Raw genomic sequence first — 15541 nt, 5'->3', positions numbered from 1 at the left:
CATATGAGCATTCCCCTGATGATGATGCTCGGCCTGGGGCCGACCGTCGCGCGTCTGAAGTTGCGCCGCTGCGAGAGCGTGGGTTTGATTCCCACCGTCTGGGGGCGCGTCTGGATTCACGGCGGGGGAGAGATCCGGGTGGGCCACCGCGTGGTGTTCGACGCGCGGATGGCCCCCATCGAACTGCACGCGCAAAAGGGCGCGCGCATCGTCCTCGAGGATGACGTCACCATCGAAGGGGGCAGCTCCATTGAAGCGCAGTCCTCCATCACGGTGGGCGCGCGCAGCCGCCTGGGGATGTGGTGCAAGGTGCTGGACAACATGTACCACCCGCTCCGGGGCAACCGGCACTCGCGCCCCCAGTCGGTGCCCCTCGTGTTGGAAGAAGGCGTCACGGTGGGCAGCCGCTCCATCCTGCTGCCGGGCACACACCTGCAGCGGGGCGTGAGCGTGGCCCCGGGCACGGTCATCTCCCGCCGCATCCCCGCGGGCGTGTCGGTGGGCGGCTCGCCGGCCCGGGTCCTGCGACGTGGGGAGGCACGATGAGCCACGGCCTTCCTTCGGTGGCGGAGACCGCCCAGGCGGTCCGCTCGGGCATCCAGGTGGTGCGCGCGGAGGTCCTTCCCCGCGCCGAGCGGGCCGTGGGCATCGCGCGGGCGCGCTGGCTCTTCCGCGCCTTCCGCCGGGGCCAGGGCGTGGCGGCCTACGGCCCGGTGTCCGCGCGCAACGACGGCCACGCGGAGCTGGGCGACAGGCTGACGTTCCTGGGCGGCATGATGCCCACGTCGGTGGCCTGCTACGAGGGCGCGCGGCTGCTGGTGGGCAATGAGTGCCATTTCAACTACGGCGTGTCGCTGGAGGCCTGGGAGTCGGTGCAGATTGGCGCCCGGTGCATGTTCGCGTCGTTCGTGCGCGTGAGCGACCGGGACGGCCAGCGCATCGCACCCATCATCATCGAGGACGACGTCTGGGTGGCCCACGGCGCCATCCTGCTGCCGGGCGTGCGCATCGGCGCGCGGTCGGTGGTGTCCGCCGGCAGCATTGTCTCCCAGGACGTGCCCCCGGACTCACTCGCCATGGGCAACCCGGCGCGCAGCATGAGCCTGGACCTGGTGGCCCGCGAGGCCACGGGTTCCTGAAGCCCTGCCCCATTTCCTTTCCAGACCTTCCAGACCCAGGACACGCCATGAGCCCCCGTGAAACCCTCCGCGCCTTCATCGTCGACACGTTCTTCGTGGACGACTTCGGCGACGACGATTCGTTCCTGCGCAAGGGCCTCATCGACTCCACCGGCATGATGGAGCTGGTGGCCTTCATCGAGACCGAGTTCCACATCAAGCTCGACGACAAGGAGCTGGTGCCGGAGAACCTGGACTCGCTTTCGCGCGTGGTGGCGTTCGTCACGCGCAAGCAGTCCCTGTCGAAGGCGAGCTGACCCCGCCATGTGCGGCATCGCGGGGTTCACCTTCCCGGCGGGCGCGGACACCGCTCCGGCCCTCCACGCCGACCGGCTGCGCCGAATGACGGCCAGCCTCAAGCACCGGGGCCCGGACGCGCAGCGGGCGCTGCTGCTGGCGGGCGCCGCGCTGGGGCACGCGCGCCTGTCCATCGTCGACCTGGCCTCCGGCCACCAGCCGATGCGCGACGAGGCCACCGGCCTCACGGTCGTCTTCAACGGGGAGATCTTCAACCACGTGGAGCTGCGCGAGCAGCTGGCCGGTGCGTATGCCTTCCGCACGCGCTCCGACACGGAGGTCATCCTCGCGGCGTTCCTCACGTGGGGCATCGACTGCGTGCGCCGCTTCGAGGGCCAGTGGGCCTTCGCGCTGTGGGATCCGCGCGACCGCACGCTCTGGATGTCGCGCGACCGGGTGGGCATCTGCCCGCTGTTCTACGCGACGCTTCCGGGCGGACACCTGGCCTTCGCGTCGGAGGCGAAGGCGCTCTTCGCGAGCGGGCTCGTCACCCCGGCGCTGGACGCCCGGGGACTCAAGCAGACCTTCCAGCTCTGGGCCCCGGTGGCGCCGCGCACGTCGTTCCAGGGGGTGTCCCTCCTGCCGCCCGCGCACACCGCGAAGTGGCGCGACGGGGCGCTGACGCTCCAGCGCTACTGGGACCTGGACTTCGGCGTGACGCCGGATGCGCCGGATGCGCCTCGGCTGCTGGAGGAGCTGGGCGCTGTCCTGGACCGCGCCGTGCGGCTGCGGCTGCGCGCGGACGTGCCGGTGGCGGCGTACCTGTCGGGCGGGCTGGACTCGAGCCTCCTGTGCGCGCTGGCGCAGGAGCAGCTGGGTGGCACGCTGCGCACCTTCTCCGTGGGCTTCGCGCACGCGAAGTTCGACGAGCGCACACATCAGGCGACGGTGGCCGAGCAACTGCGCACCGAGCACCGCGTGGTGGAGCTGCGCGACGGGGACATTGGCGCGCTGGTGCCGGGCGTCATCTTCCACGCGGAGCAGGCGATGATGCGCTCCGCGCCCGCGCCCTTCCTGCGGCTGAGCGGCTGGGTGCGCGACCACGGCATCAAGGTCGTGCTGACGGGTGAAGGCTCGGACGAGATGTTCCTGGGCTACGACCTGTTCAAGGAGACGCAGGTGCGCCAGTTCTGGGCGCGTCAGCCGGCGTCGAAGTACCGCCCGATGCTCCTGCGCCGGCTCTACCCCACCCTTTCGGTGAGCCAGCAGAGCGTGGAGCTGCTGCGCGAGTTCTTCGGCCAGGGGCTGGAGTCGCCGGACGCGCTGGCCTTCTCGCACCTCGTGCGGTGGGGCAACAGTGGCCGCATCCTGCGCTTCCTCGCGCCGGAGTTCGCCGCGAAGGTGGCGGACGAGGATCCGGTGGCCTCGGTGCTCGCGACGGTGCCCGGGGCGGTCGCCGGGTGGCGGCCGCTGGCGCGGGCGCAGTACCTGGAGGCGCGCACGCTGCTGTCGGGCTACCTGCTGTCCGCGCAGGGCGACCGCATGCTGCTGGGCAACGCGGTGGAGGGGCGCTTCCCGTTCCTGGACACCGGGGTGATGGAGTTCGCCGCGCGCGTGCCGGAGCGCCTGCGCCTGCGGGGCCTGGATGAGAAGCACCTGCTCAAGCGCTTCGCGCGCGGTCGGGTGCCCCCCTCCATCCTGGAGCGCAGCAAGTTCCCCTACCGGGCCCCCATCGCGGGCGCACTGGTGGGCCCGGAAGCCCCCGCGTGGGCCCGGGAGCTGCTTGCCCCGGAGGCCGTGGCCGCCACCGGCGTCTTCGATGCGCGCAAGGTGGAGCGGCTGGTGGCGAAGCTGCGCGCGCCGAACGCCGCGGAGAGCGAGGCGGACACCATGGCCCTGTTCGCCGTGGCCTCCACGCAGCTGTTGGCCCACCACTTCCTTCCCCCGCGTCCGGTGCCGCAGACGGACGTGGACGCCGTGCAGTTGGAGGCCGCGTGAGCCCCATCGGGGACACCGCTCCCGCGTGGGTGCGTGCCCACGCGTGTGCAACGCCAGACGCCCCGGCGGTGGACTCGCCCTGGGGCCGGCTCACGTACGGCCAGCTTGAAGCGCGGATGCTGGCGCTCGCGGGGCACCTGCGGGACGCGGGCGTGGGGCCCGGTGCGAGTGTCCTCATCGCCCTGCCCCTGGGCTGCGCGGCGGCCGTCGCGGGGCTCGCGGTCCAGGCCCTGGGCGCCTGCGCGGTGGAGCTGGACCGGGAGACCGGCGCGGAGTCGCTCGACAGCATCCTCGCGCAGACGGGCGCTCGGCATGCGGTCCTCTTCGGCCAGGACGCCCGCCGCTGGACGGGCCGCTCCGCGCTCACCCACTGCTTCGTCGTCCACGGCTCCCGCCCCCCGGAGCGCCTGCGCGCGCTCCTCGCGCCCGCGGCATGCACGTGGTTGCAGGAGGACGGCGCGGTGGATCCGGAGGTCGCATCAGAGCCGCTCACCGCCCTGCCCGCGCTGGCGCCGGACGCGCCCGCCTCCATCGTCTACACGTCCGGGAGCACGGGCGCGCCCCGGGGCGTCATCCAGACGTCCGCCAACATCGCGGCGAACACGCGCTCCATCGTGGAGTACCTGGGCCTGACGGCGCGCGACCGCGCCATGCTCATCCTTCCCTTGCACTACTGCTACGGGAAGAGCGTGCTCCAGACGCACCTGCTCGCGGGCGGCTCCGTGTTCCTGGATCCGCGCTTCATGTACCCGCAGGTGGTGCTGGAGGCCATGGCCACCGAGTCCTGCACCGGCTTCGCGGGCGTGCCGCTGACGTTCGAGCTGCTGCGCCGACAGGCGGCCCCGGAGTCGCTCGCGAAGCTCCCCCTGCGCTATCTCACCCAGGCTGGCGGCGGCATGTCCCCGGACACGGTGCGCTGGACGCGCGAAGTGTTCCACCCGGCGGAGCTGTTCGTCATGTACGGCCAGACGGAGGCCACCGCGCGGCTGAGCTACCTGCCGCCCGCGCGCGCCACCGACAAGGCGGGCTCCATCGGCCAGGGCATCCCCGGCGTGACGCTGGCGGTGGTCGCGGACGACGGAACCCCGCTGCCCGACGGAGAGGTGGGGCAGCTCGTCGCCCGGGGCGCGAACGTGACGCCCGGCTACCTGGGCGCTCCCGAGGAGACCGCCGCCATCCTCCACGACGGCTGGCTGTGGACCGGGGACCTCGCGTGGCGCGACGCGGACGGCTTCTTCTTCCTCGTGGGCCGCGCGAAGGAGATCCTCAAGGTGGGCGGCCACCGGGTGAGCCCCGCGGAGATGGAGCACGTGCTCGCGCGCCACCCGGCCGTGCTGGAGGTCGCGGTGGTGGGCGTGCCGGACGACCTGGGCGCGGAGGCCGCGTGCGCGGCGGTGGTGCGCAAGCCGGGCACCACGCCCCACGAGGACGACCTGCGCCGCTTCTGCCGCGAAGCCCTGCCGGCCTACAAGGTGCCGCGCCACGTGCTGTTCATCGAAGCGCTGCCACGCGGGCCCACGGGCAAGGTGCTCAAGGCCGACCTGCGCACGCGCATGCTGTCCATCCTTTCTTCCCCTGATCCGAGGTCGTGACGATGAAGTTCTCCAAGCAGGTGCTGGAACTGGACTGGGAGACCAAGGCCGCGTCGCTGTCGGCCGGGCTGAAGGAGGCGGTGCTCAAGAAGCTGCGCAAGCGCGGGCTGGTGGTCGCCGTCTCTGGCGGCATCGACTCCGCGTGCGTGGCGGCGCTGGCGGTGCGCGCGCTGGGGCCGGACCGCGTCTTCGGCCTCCTCTTGCCGGAGCGCGACTCCAGCGGCCTGTCCTCGCAGCTGGGCCGCGAGCTCTGCGAGAAGCTGGGCATCCAGTACACGCTGCACGACATCGCGCCCGTGCTGGAGGCCGCCGGGTGCTACGCGCAGCGCGACGCGGCGGTGCGCTCGGTGTTCCCCGACTTCCAGCCGGACATGAAGTGGAAGATCGTCATGCACGGCGACCGGCTGAACACGGACGCCCTCAACGTCTTCTACGTCGTCGTGCAGGTGAACGGCCAGGAGCAGCGCTTCCGCCTCACGCCCCAGGCCTACGTGCAGGTCGTCGCCGCCACCAACTTCAAGCAGCGCGTGCGCAAGATGATGGAGTACTTCCACGCGGACCGGCTGAACTTCGCCGCGTCCGGCACGCCCAACCGGCTGGAGTATGATCAGGGCTTCTTCGTGAAGCTGGGCGACGGCGCCGCGGACGTGAAGCCCATCGCCGGCCTCTACAAGACCCAGACGTACAAGCTGGCGCGTCACCTGGGCGTCATCGACGGCATCCTCAACCGCGAGCCCACCACGGACACGTTCAGCCTGGAGCAGTCACAGGAGGACTTCTACTTCTCCGTCCACTACTCCCAGTTGGACCTCATCCTCTGGGCGAAGAACCACGGCATCTCCCCCGAGGAGGTCTCCGGCGAGATGGGGCTCACGCCGCAGCAGGTGCAGCGCGTCTTCGACGACATCGACCAGAAGCGCCGCACCACCGCCTACCTCCACGCGGCCCCGCTGCTGCTCGAAGAGGTCTCCGAGCTGAAGCCGTTCAAGATCTCCTGAAGCGCCCTCACCCGCCTCCGGAGGCCGCGTTGATGGCATCCGCGGCCTCCACCCGGAGGCGCTCCTCCGGGGTGAAGGAGTCGTAGAGCAGCCGCTGCACCGCGGCCTGTCGCGCCGCCGCATCCGGTTGGGTGCGGCCCAGCGCCTCGCGCTTCGCGCGGAAGTCCTCCAGCCGCTGCTTCCACTGCGCACGCTCGCGGTCCAGCGCCTCCAGGCGCTCGGTGGCCTCCGGGCCCACCGTGGAGAGCCGGTGCTGGCGCAGGTCCTCCGCCGTCGCGCCCGCCGCCAGAATCTCCTGCTCCACGGCCCGCTGGCGCAAGGGACGCACGGCCTCCTCGCGGCCCTGGCGCACGTCCGGGGGAAGCCGCTCCTCCAGCGCGGCGATGCGGCGCTCGCGCTCGTCGGCCGTCAGCGACGCGTCCTTCTGCAGCTTCAGCCGCTCCACGGCCACCGCGTCCACCGCCTCCTCCTCGCCGAAAAGCCCCTCCGCGGCGCCGCCCAGGTGTTCGCGGCGCAGCTTGCGCAGGGCCTCCAGGCGCTCGGCGGTGTCCAGCGTGGTGGCCCCCTGCGTCGACGCGAGCGACCGCGCCGCGTCGAGGTAGGCCAGGTAGTCGTCCAGCACCTGCACGGCCTCATCCATCGCGGCCGGGGGCAGCTTCTTCGCCCGCAGCGCCGCGAGGATGCGCTCGCGGATGAGTGACGCGGACTCCTCGCCCGTCGCGGACAGGTAGTAGTTGAAGAAGCGCCGCAGGTCCGCGTTCGGCACCAGGTGCCCGGAGGCGTCCACGAACACGGCGCCGTCCTCCTCGGTGTCCTGGAGCGAGGTCGGCAGCGGCGGCAGCGCGGAGCCGGCGGGCGACTGCGCCGGGCCTCCCGCCACGCCGGGCACGGGCGTGCCAGTGGGCGTCGCGCCCGGGAGGGCTGCGCGCGCGACGGGGACGGAAGACGGGGGGACCTCAGGCCCGGGCGCGTCCTCCGCCCGGACCTTCCACCACGAGAAGACGCCGGCCCCCAGCAGGGCGCACAGCGCGACCACGAGCATGACGGCGCGGCTCTTCATGGCGGGGCGCTCCGGGACTACAGGCCCGCGTTCTTCAGCCGGTTCGCCTGGCTGCGGAACACGGACTTCGGATCCGTGAAGAAGGCGGTGAGGCCGAGCACCTGGTTCACCTCGTCCAGGTGGTTCATGTCGTAGTTGTCACGCAGCACCGTGCCGAAGTGCGAGCTGCAGCGGCCCACGAGGCCGTCGTTCGAGTCGTAGTAGAAGAACGACGACAGCTTCATCGCGTAGTCGGACGCGTCCAGCAGGTTGGTGAAGGGGTCGGTGCCGGACCAGGAGTAGTAGCGCTGGCCCTGGGGGCCCGTCGCCGCGCCGCCGCCGCAGGACGTGGTGGGGATGCCCGCGGGGAACTTCGCGGTGAACGCCGAGGTGCCCGTCTTCGTGAGCGCGCCCAGGGCGGCGATCGCGTTCTGCGGCTGGGTGTGGCCCGACAGCAGGCCCAGCACCGTGCCCAGGCTGCCGGCGAAGTAGCCCAGCACGCTCTCCGTGAACGAGCCGCCCACGATGCGAGCGCGCAGGTAGTCCGCCAGCTCCGCGCCCTTGTGCGGCGTGCCCACCGTCGTCACCGACGCGACCAGGTCCGGCCGCACCGCCGCCACGTAGCGCACGTCCAGGCCGCCGTGGCTGTGGCCGATGAGGTTCACCTTCGTGGCCCCGGTGCGCGCGAGCACGTCCTGCACCTGCGCGAGCAGCGCCTCTCCGCGCGCCTCGCTCGTGTTGAACTGCGGAACGTGCGTGATGTAGACGCGCGCGCCGCCCGACCGCAGGTTCGACTCGATGCCGTAGAAGTAGTCCAGCACGCCAAACAACGAATCAAAGCCCGCCATGCCATGCGCCAGCACGATGGGGTGCTTCGTCTGCGTGTACGTATCCGCGCGGGCAGGCTGCGCCCAGAGGGCAAGAACGGCGACGGTCAGAACGAGGGTCCGGACGGCGATTCGCATACAGGCTCCTGGTGGGAGAGCGGGCAACCAGGGGATTGACCCGCGAATCAGCCCATAAAGCGAGACACTGAGAAAAAGCAAGTCAACGTCCGATTTAGCCGAAAAGCATGTCAGCCCAGGGTCAGGCCCGACGCGGCGGATTGTCCACTTCTCCCCGGCGACGCCCTGCGTTAAGAATTGAGACGCATTGCGCAATAGATGCTCAACCCCATCTCCAGAGGAGCGCACCATGGACGCCGCCGCCTATCAGGCCTTCACCACGGAATTGACGCGCAGGGCTGACGCGGACGGTCGTTTCCGGGGGTTGGTGGCACTGGGGTCGATGGCGGCGCGGGACTACCTGCCAGATGACTTCAGCGACCATGACTTCTTCGCCGTCGTGGAGCCTGAGCACGCTGAAACATTGAGACAGGAGCGCGGCTGGTTGCCACGCGCGGACGACATCGCCCTGGCCTTCCGTGAGACAGCGCATGGCGTGAAGGTGGTGTACCGGGACGGGCACCTGCTGGAGTTCGCGGTGTTCACGCTGGAAGAGCTGTCCTTCGCGCGCGTCAATCGCTACCGCGTGTTGTTGGACCGGGGCGGCGTGGCGGCGCGGTTGGAGGAGCAGTCCCGCATGACGACGCAGGAAGTCCAGCGCACGGCATCGGACGATGCGTGGCTTTTCGGTCAATGGCTCACGCAGGTGCTGGTGGGGCTGGGGCGCCACGCGCGCGGGGAGGTGCTGAGCGGACGCGCGCGGCTCGACGACGCCGTGCGCCTGTTCTGCCTGCTGCTGGCCCGTCACGTCCCTGCCCCGGAGGCCTCGCTGCTGGACGGGTTGGATCCGCTGCGGCGCGTGGAGCGCGTGTACCCGGCGACGGGCGGCGAGCTGGCCCGCGCGCTGGAGGGCGACTCGCCGGGGCTCGCGCGGGCGCTGCTGCGGCTCGCCGCGCGTGAGCTGTCCCACGTGCCCGCCTTCCCGCGCGCGGGCGTGGCCGCCGTGGAGGCGCGGCTCCAGGCCCTGCACGGATAGGCGCCCTGTCAGGCCATGGCGACGAACGCCTGTTCCTGTTCCTGGGCGTTGTGCGCGATGACGAGCACCTGCTCCGGGCGCTCCTGCCGCCGGGCCCAGTCCAGGAGCGCGGTGAAGCAGTCGGGCGCGGGCGCCGCCGTGTCCAAGGGGATGCGCTGGTGGTGCGCGAAGAACAGGTCCTCGGCTCCCAGGTTCTGGCCCTCCCAGGTCCGCCAGCCGGGCAGCGGTTGACCGGGCGCGGGCTGCAGGCCGGTGATGGTGAAGCCCCCGGTGGAGAACACGCGCGTCAGGCCCACCAGCGTCGCGCCCGTGCCGAAGCCGCAGACCACCCGCCGCACCAGGGGGAAGCGCTCGCGCACGTGCGCCCGCAGGCCCGAGGCCCAGGACTCCACGCACGCCACCATCGCGCTGTTGGAGAGCTGGCGGGGCCAACACCAGCCTTTGCGCTCGTACGCCAGCGCGAGTTCCCACAGCTTCGCGAGCGAGTCCGCGTGGTGCACCTGTCCCCTGAAGCCGTGGGCCCGCAGGTAGGACTCCCCCGCGGCGTCCGTCAGCGCCACCGTGGGCAGGCCCCGCTCGCGGCCCAGGACATCCAGGGCGAGCGCGCTGGAGGCGCCGGACAGCTCCACCAGCCCCTGTGAGCCCGGCGGCATCGCGGCCAGGTAGCGCGCGAAGGTCAGGTACTTGAGGCTTCCAGACGGGAGCGCCCCACCCCACAGCACCACCGGCCCGTCCGCCCGGGGGCGTGACAGGGAAAACGAATGACGCATGGTCGGCCCTCCCGGCGCGTCACCGGCCCGCGCCCCGACGGACAGCGAGTGTCCAGGGCGGCCTCTGGAAGCACCATCGCCCCCGGGCCCCGGCGGATGTCCCGTGGTGGACGGCGCGCGGCTATGCTCCGCGCCCATGTCTCAAGCACCGCGCGTCCGCATCCTCCTGTCGGAGACCTACAACCCCTGGTTCAACCTCGCGACCGAGGACTGGATCTTCCGCGAGCTGGACCCCAGCACGCAGACGCTCTTCCTGTGGCGCAACGACAACACGGTCGTCATCGGCCGCAACCAGAACCCCTGGTCCGAGTGCAACCTCACGCGCATGGACGAGGACAAGGTCTTCCTCGCGCGGCGCACGAGCGGCGGCGGCGCGGTGTTCCACGACCTGGGCAACACCTGCTTCACCTTCCTGTCCGCGAAGGAGGGCTACAACAAGACGGCCAACATCACGATCCTCCTGGATGCGCTGTCGCGGCTGGGCGTGAAGGCGCAGGCCTCCGGACGCAACGACCTGGTGATTCCGCTGGAGGACGGGCCCCGGAAGATCAGCGGCAGCGCGTACCGCGAGACGAAGGACCGCGCCTTCCACCACGGCACGTTCCTCATCGGCGCGAACCTCACGCGGCTGTCCAACTACCTCACGCCGCACCCGAAGAAGCTGGAGTCCAAGGGCAGCGCGTCGGTGCGCTCGCGGGTGATGAACATCCGCGACCTCCAGGCGGAGGTGACGCACGAGTCGCTGGTGAAGGCGATGATGGGCGCGTTCTGCGACTTCCACGGAGCAAGCGCGGAGCCGCAGGTGCTGGAGCCTTCGTTCCTCGAAAGCCAGCCGTCGCTCAAGCGCACCTTCGAGCACTACGCGTCGTGGGACTGGCGCTTCGGCAACGCGCCCCGCTTCAACCACCAGATGGTGGAGTACCTGTCCTGGGGCTTCTTCGAGGTCCACGTCGACGCGGAGAACGGACACATCACGCGCGCGCAGGTCTTCTCGGATGCGCTCTACCCGGACCTCGTGCAAGACCTGCAGGCCGCGCTGGTCGGCAAGCCCTACAGCCGCGAAGGGATGCAGCAGGCCGTGGGGGCCATCCGCTCCCGCCATGAGGCGCAGGAGCGGGAGCTGGGCGAACTGGAAGCGTGGTTGATGGGCCAGGTCGAGGTCTGACCCGGCCCCTCAGGCCGCTTCAGCGGTGACCGCCACCCCAGCCGCCGTTGCCGCCGCCGTTCCCGCCCCCGCGGGAACCGCCGCCGTTGCCACCACTCGAGCGTCCGCTACCGCCCGAAGAGGAGCGCCCGCCGCCGGAGCCACCACCCCAACCGCTGGAGCCGCCCGAGGAACGCGAACCGCTCGTCTGCTGGATGCTGGAGCCGCCGCCCGAGGAGCGCCCACCGCCGGAGCCGCCACCCCAACCGCTGGAGCCGCCGCCGCTCTGCTGGTGATGACCGCTGGAGCCGCCGCCCGAAGGACGCCCACCGGAGCCGCCGCCCCAACCGCTGGAGCCGCCACCGCTCTGCTGGGGACGACCGCTGGAGTTGCCGCCCGAAGGACGCCCGCCGGAGCTGCCACCCCAACTGCCGTTGCCACCGCCCTGCTGGTGATGGCCACTGGAGTTGCCGCCCGGACGCCCGCCGGAGCCGCCACCCCAGCTGCCGTTGCTGCCGCCCTGCTGGTGATGGCCGCTGGAGTTGCCGCCCGGACGCCCGCCGGAACCGCCACCCCAGCTGCCGTTGCCGCCGCCGCTCTGCTGGGGGCGACCGCTGGAGTTGCCGCCGCCCCAAGCGCCGCTCGACTCGCGGTAGCTGCCGGGACGACCGTTGCCCCTGCCGCCGTTGTAGCGCGAACCGGGGGACGCCTGATGCGAGCGGGGCCCGTAGTAGTTCGAGCGCCCATACCCGTACCCGGACCGGTGGTGGTAGCCCGGGCGATAGCGGTGGTGGCCGTAGCCGTAGTAGCGCCACGACACGCCCGGGTACCGGTACCAGGTGCGCAGGAACGGATTCGGACGGCCGAAGGAGAAGGCGATGCTCGCGTGGCGGTACACCGGGACGATGACGTGGACCGAGCCATGCATCGACCAACCACCGCCGATGAACACGTAGGAAGGCCCGCGGCGGATCCACCGCGGCGACACGAACACGAAGCCCGGACGCGGCGGCTCCATCCAGGAGCCCTCAACCCACTCGTAGCCGTTGACGCCCCAGTACCAGTAGCCCGGAGCCCACGTGTAGGCAGGGGCCGGCGCGGGGGGCGGCGTTTCGATGCGCAGGGCCGGCGGCGCCTGGGTGGCCGTCACGTCCTCGCTGGCGACCTCCACCGGGATCTCCACCTCGTCGGAGCCCTGCTTCGCCCAGCCTCCGGACACCCAGCGCCACACGTCGCCGTCCTGGGCCCAGTAACCGTTGACGTACTGGTAGCCCGGCATGCGCTCCACCCAGCCGCCGGACTTGAACTGCCACTGGTCGCCGTCCCAGTACCAATGGCCGGACGTCCACACCGCCCCGGCGAAGGGCCGGGCGCTCGGCGTCTCGGCGGGCATGTCCGGAGGCGCGGTCGGCGCGATGGGCCCGGAGTCGTCCGCGTTGGACGGCTCGACGTACGCTTCATCCCCCCAGTCATCCGCGGCGACCGGCGCGGTCTGCGCGAATGCTCCCTGGGAGGCCAGGCCGACCATCAAACAGAACCACCATCGAGAACCCATGCCTTCGTCTCCGATCTCCAGCCCCCGAGGGGACGCGGGACTTCCCGTATTTATTCATCCTCCGGGCCCGGGGCCGTACTCCCTTCCACCCTGACTGCTAGAGTCCGCACTGACGCGAATGCTGCGCCGACTCCTCCCCACGTTGCTCGCCCTGGGTTGTGGACTGCTGGCCCTCGGATGGGGGCTGGTGACCCTCCAGCGCATCTTCACCCAGGAGCGGGAGGACGCCCGGGGCCAGGTGCGCTCACGGCGCGAGGCCCTGGAATTGCTCGCGGCGGAGGCCCTGCGCACCACGCTCGCCCAGCGGCTCAAGGATCAGGTGACCGCCCTGAACGCGGCCATGGGGGATCCGCTGCTTCCCGGCGAGGGCCTCTACCTCGTGTTCCGCGGCCATCAGTTCCTGCCGCGCGTGGACTGGCCCCGGGACGGGGATGAGACCCCCGCGAAGGCCACCTACGAGGAGCTGACCCGGGCGCTCGAGGAGGGCACCGTTCCCGCATCCTGGCAGGAGCGGCTGGCGCGGCTGCGCGCGGTGGAGGCGGCCATGGCCACCGGGCGTGAAGCCCGCACGAACGCGGCGGTGGACGCGCTGCTGCGCTACCACGCGGCGCATCCGCTGCCGGCACACCAGGAGCTGCCCTTCATGCTGCGGGTGGTGGAGCACCTGCGACGCGGGGACGAGACGCCTCCGTTGATCCGCGCCCTGGTGCGCGAGGGGCTCCCGGAGGAGCTGGGCGGCATGGCCCGGGGCGCGGGCCTGCAGCGGGATCTGCTGCGCGCGAGGACGCGGCTCACCCGCGCGGACTTCGACTTCCTCCAGGCGCGCATCGTGGCGCTGAGCCAGGAGCTGTCGGAGCCCACCGACGCCTTCCAGGCCCGGGTGCGGGAGGCTGGCGCCGGAGCGCTGGTGATGCCCGACGCCCTGGGGGGGCCGTTCCTCCTGGGCGAGCAGTGGTACGTGGAGCCGGGCGCCGAACAGGTCCGTGGGCTCGCCGTGGACATGCGGACGCTGCTCGCGGACCTGACGAAGGAGCTGCGGGCCCGCGAGCTCATCACGAAGGACGGAGAGGTGCGGCTGCGGCCCGCGGGCGTGGTGCGGCACCTGTCCGACCCGGGGCTGGAGGTGGCCATGCCCGGGTGGGCGGCGGCGGAGGCGGATATTGAAGCGCGCTATGGCCTGAAGACGCTGCTGGTGATGGCGTGCGGCGCGCTCGCGTCCGCCATCGCGGCGCTGGCGGTGGTGGCCCAGCAGCGCAAGTACCGCTTCGTGGAGCTCAAGAGCGACTTCGTCTCCACCGTCTCGCACGAGCTGCGCACGCCGCTGGCCTCCATCCGCCTGCTGGGCGAGACGCTGGAGCGAAGGCTGGGCAAGAGCCCCGAGGCCGGGGACTACCCCACCCGCATCGTGCGCGCGGCGGAGGGGCTCCACTTCCTCGTGGAGAACATCCTGTCCTTCAACCGCATCGACAAGGGGCGCTGGGCGCTGAGGCCCTCGCGCGTGCGGCTGGAGGAGGCGGTGGGCACGCTGCGCGATGACCTGCAGGACGCCGTCACGGTGCCGGTGGAGCTGCGCTCGGAGGTGGACGACGTGGAGCTGGACGCGGACGCGTCGCTCGTGCGGATGCTGTTCGCCAACCTGGGCCGCAACGCGTGCCTCTACAACCAGCGCAGCCCCGTGGTGCTCACCGTGCGCGCGTACCCGCAGCCGGGCTTCGGCGTCACGGTGCTCTTCAGCGACAACGGCATGGGCATCCCCCCGGAGGAGTGGGAGCGCGTCTTCGACGACTTCTACCGGCTGACGACGTCCGGCCCGGAGGTGCACGGAAGTGGCCTGGGGCTGGCGCTGTGCCGCAGAATCATGGGCATGCACCAGGGCAGCATCCAGATCGCCTCCTCCAGCCCGGAGGGCACCACCTTCGCCCTGACCTTCTCCGAGCCGCGCCGATGACGACGACGACGACGCCCCCCTCCACCCGCCCCTCCATCCTCATCGTCGAGGACGACGCCAACCTGCGCCTGGGCCTGCGCGACAACCTGCGCGACGAGGGCTACGACGTGACGGAGGCCCCGTCCGCGAAGGAGGCCGGGCCGCACCTGCAGCAGCGCGCGTTCGACCTGCTCATCCTGGACGTGATGCTGCCGGGCGAGGACGGCTACAGCTTCTGCCGCAGGCTCCGCTCGGAGGGCGTCAAGAGCATGGTGCTGATGCTCACCGCGCGCTCGCTGGAGGACGACCTGGTGCGCGGCTTCGAGGCCGGCGCGCAGGACTACCTCACCAAGCCGTACCGCCTGCGAGAGCTGCTCGCGCGCGTGCGGGCGCTGGTGCGCAGGGCCGGCACGGCGCCGCCGCAGGTGATGACCTTCGGCGCCTTCACGCTGGACCTGGGCCGGCGCGCGGTGCTGCGCGCGGATGGCAGCGAGGTGGACCTGACGCGCACGGAGTTCGACCTGCTGGCCTTCCTGCTGCGCCACCGCGACCGCGCCCTGCCCCGGGGAGAGATATTGGACGCGGTGTGGGGCCGCGACGTCATCGTGGATCCGCGCACGGTGGACAACTTCGTGTCGAACCTGAAGAAGAAGCTCGGGTGGACGAGCACCTCCGGCTTCACCATCCACACCCTGCGCGGCGTGGGCTACCGCATGGAGGTGCCGGGTGCCGGCCCGTCATGACGCAACCATGACGAAGGCATGGAGCCACGGCCGCCCTTCGGGGGTGGCGACTCCGTAGGTTGCTTCCTGTGGGGGCAGGACGCCTGGAGCGTCCATCCCAACCAGGAGGCGGGCAGATGTTTGAGTCGGTCATCGAACAGCGAGGGTTGCGCTCGGGACGGTTCGGCACGGGCGCATGGGTCTCCATCGGCGTGCACGCGGGGCTGTTGGGGCTGGTGGTCTTCATCTCCGGCCGGGTTCCCGAGACCGTCGAGCTGCCGGAGCCGGTGGTGGTCTTCCGCCAGCAGGCCATCCGCAAGGGCGTGAAGCAGGCCGCGCAGCCGAAGCCGGCCGCCACCGCCGCCCCGGCCCCGAAGCCCAAGCCGCGCACCGACCGCATC

The 15541-nt window shown here is 71.5% G+C and carries 14 protein-coding genes and 1 pseudogene; 11 read left to right on the top strand and 4 right to left on the bottom strand.

Annotated features, from left to right (window positions below; all coding sequences use genetic code 11):
• The first annotated feature begins 3 nt into the window (after window positions 1-3).
• The 6 genes from D7X12_RS08795 to nadE are packed head-to-tail and all read left to right on the top strand — an operon-like array spanning window position 4 to window position 6003.
• Window positions 4-546, top strand: coding sequence for an acyltransferase (locus tag D7X12_RS08795; RefSeq protein ID WP_120624818.1), 543 nt, complete (start codon window positions 4-6; stop codon window positions 544-546).
• The gene (locus D7X12_RS08790) at window positions 543-1139 is read left to right on the top strand and encodes an acyltransferase (RefSeq protein ID WP_120624817.1); all 597 of its coding nucleotides are present in this window, start codon (window positions 543-545) and stop codon (window positions 1137-1139) included. Before D7X12_RS08795 ends, D7X12_RS08790 begins: the two co-directional genes overlap by 4 nt.
• Window positions 1140-1186: 47 nt before the next feature.
• Window positions 1187-1435, top strand: a complete 249-nt coding sequence (locus D7X12_RS08785) for an acyl carrier protein (protein WP_120624816.1) — start codon at window positions 1187-1189, stop codon at window positions 1433-1435.
• Between the two features lie 7 nt (window positions 1436-1442).
• Window positions 1443-3413 (top strand): asparagine synthase (glutamine-hydrolyzing), encoded by a 1971-nt coding sequence (gene asnB / locus D7X12_RS08780; RefSeq protein WP_120624815.1) that lies wholly within the window; start codon window positions 1443-1445, stop codon window positions 3411-3413.
• A complete protein-coding gene (locus D7X12_RS08775; protein ID WP_120624814.1) occupies window positions 3410-5005 on the top strand; it encodes a class I adenylate-forming enzyme family protein in 1596 nt (531 codons plus the stop codon). The genes asnB and D7X12_RS08775 overlap by 4 nt, the downstream gene beginning before the upstream one ends.
• Window positions 5006-5007: 2 nt before the next feature.
• Window positions 5008-6003: an NAD(+) synthase gene (gene nadE, locus D7X12_RS08770; RefSeq protein ID WP_120624813.1), complete on the top strand. Its 996-nt coding sequence runs from the start codon at window positions 5008-5010 to the stop codon at window positions 6001-6003.
• A 7-nt stretch (window positions 6004-6010) separates the two neighbouring features.
• Here the strand turns inward: nadE and D7X12_RS08765 are convergent, their stop codons facing one another.
• On the bottom strand, window positions 6011-7063 hold the full coding sequence (locus D7X12_RS08765) for a lipase secretion chaperone (protein WP_120624812.1): 1053 nt from the start codon (window positions 7061-7063) through the stop codon (window positions 6011-6013).
• A 17-nt stretch (window positions 7064-7080) separates the two neighbouring features.
• Complete coding sequence (locus D7X12_RS08760) at window positions 7081-8007, bottom strand: lipase family alpha/beta hydrolase (protein ID WP_120624811.1); 927 nt, start codon at window positions 8005-8007, stop codon at window positions 7081-7083.
• A gap of 229 nt (window positions 8008-8236) precedes the next feature.
• Here D7X12_RS08760 and D7X12_RS08755 point away from each other — a divergent pair, with 229 nt between their 5' ends.
• Window positions 8237-9022: a hypothetical protein gene (locus D7X12_RS08755; protein ID WP_120624810.1), complete on the top strand. Its 786-nt coding sequence runs from the start codon at window positions 8237-8239 to the stop codon at window positions 9020-9022.
• Between the two features lie 8 nt (window positions 9023-9030).
• Here D7X12_RS08755 and D7X12_RS08750 read toward each other — a convergent pair whose 3' ends face one another.
• A complete protein-coding gene (locus D7X12_RS08750; RefSeq protein WP_120624809.1) occupies window positions 9031-9792 on the bottom strand; it encodes a PALP domain-containing protein in 762 nt (253 codons plus the stop codon).
• A gap of 136 nt (window positions 9793-9928) precedes the next feature.
• Between D7X12_RS08750 and lplA the strand changes: the two genes are divergently transcribed.
• On the top strand, window positions 9929-10957 hold the full coding sequence (gene lplA / locus D7X12_RS08745; protein WP_120624842.1) for a lipoate--protein ligase: 1029 nt from the start codon (window positions 9929-9931) through the stop codon (window positions 10955-10957).
• A 19-nt stretch (window positions 10958-10976) separates the two neighbouring features.
• Here lplA and D7X12_RS44155 read toward each other — a convergent pair whose 3' ends face one another.
• Window positions 10977-12491, bottom strand: a complete 1515-nt coding sequence (locus tag D7X12_RS44155; RefSeq protein WP_244224441.1) for a hypothetical protein — start codon at window positions 12489-12491, stop codon at window positions 10977-10979.
• Between the two features lie 118 nt (window positions 12492-12609).
• On the opposite strand from D7X12_RS44155, the gene D7X12_RS08725 reads away from it, so the two are divergent.
• The 3 genes and pseudogenes from D7X12_RS08725 to D7X12_RS08715 all read left to right on the top strand — a co-directional run.
• Window positions 12610-14439, top strand: a complete 1830-nt coding sequence (locus tag D7X12_RS08725; protein WP_120624808.1) for a sensor histidine kinase — start codon at window positions 12610-12612, stop codon at window positions 14437-14439.
• Window positions 14436-15161 carry a response regulator transcription factor gene (locus tag D7X12_RS08720; RefSeq protein ID WP_120624807.1) on the top strand — a complete coding sequence of 242 codons (726 nt, stop codon included), beginning with the start codon at window positions 14436-14438 and terminating at the stop codon, window positions 15159-15161. Before D7X12_RS08725 ends, D7X12_RS08720 begins: the two co-directional genes overlap by 4 nt.
• Before the next feature lie 116 nt (window positions 15162-15277).
• Window positions 15278-15541: pseudogene (locus D7X12_RS08715) on the top strand (energy transducer TonB); the annotation flags it as partial.

This window comes from Corallococcus sicarius, from assembly GCF_003611735.1.
In the GTDB taxonomy this organism is placed as follows: domain Bacteria; phylum Myxococcota; class Myxococcia; order Myxococcales; family Myxococcaceae; genus Corallococcus; species Corallococcus sicarius.
This window is presented reverse-complemented; position numbering and strand designations above follow the sequence as displayed.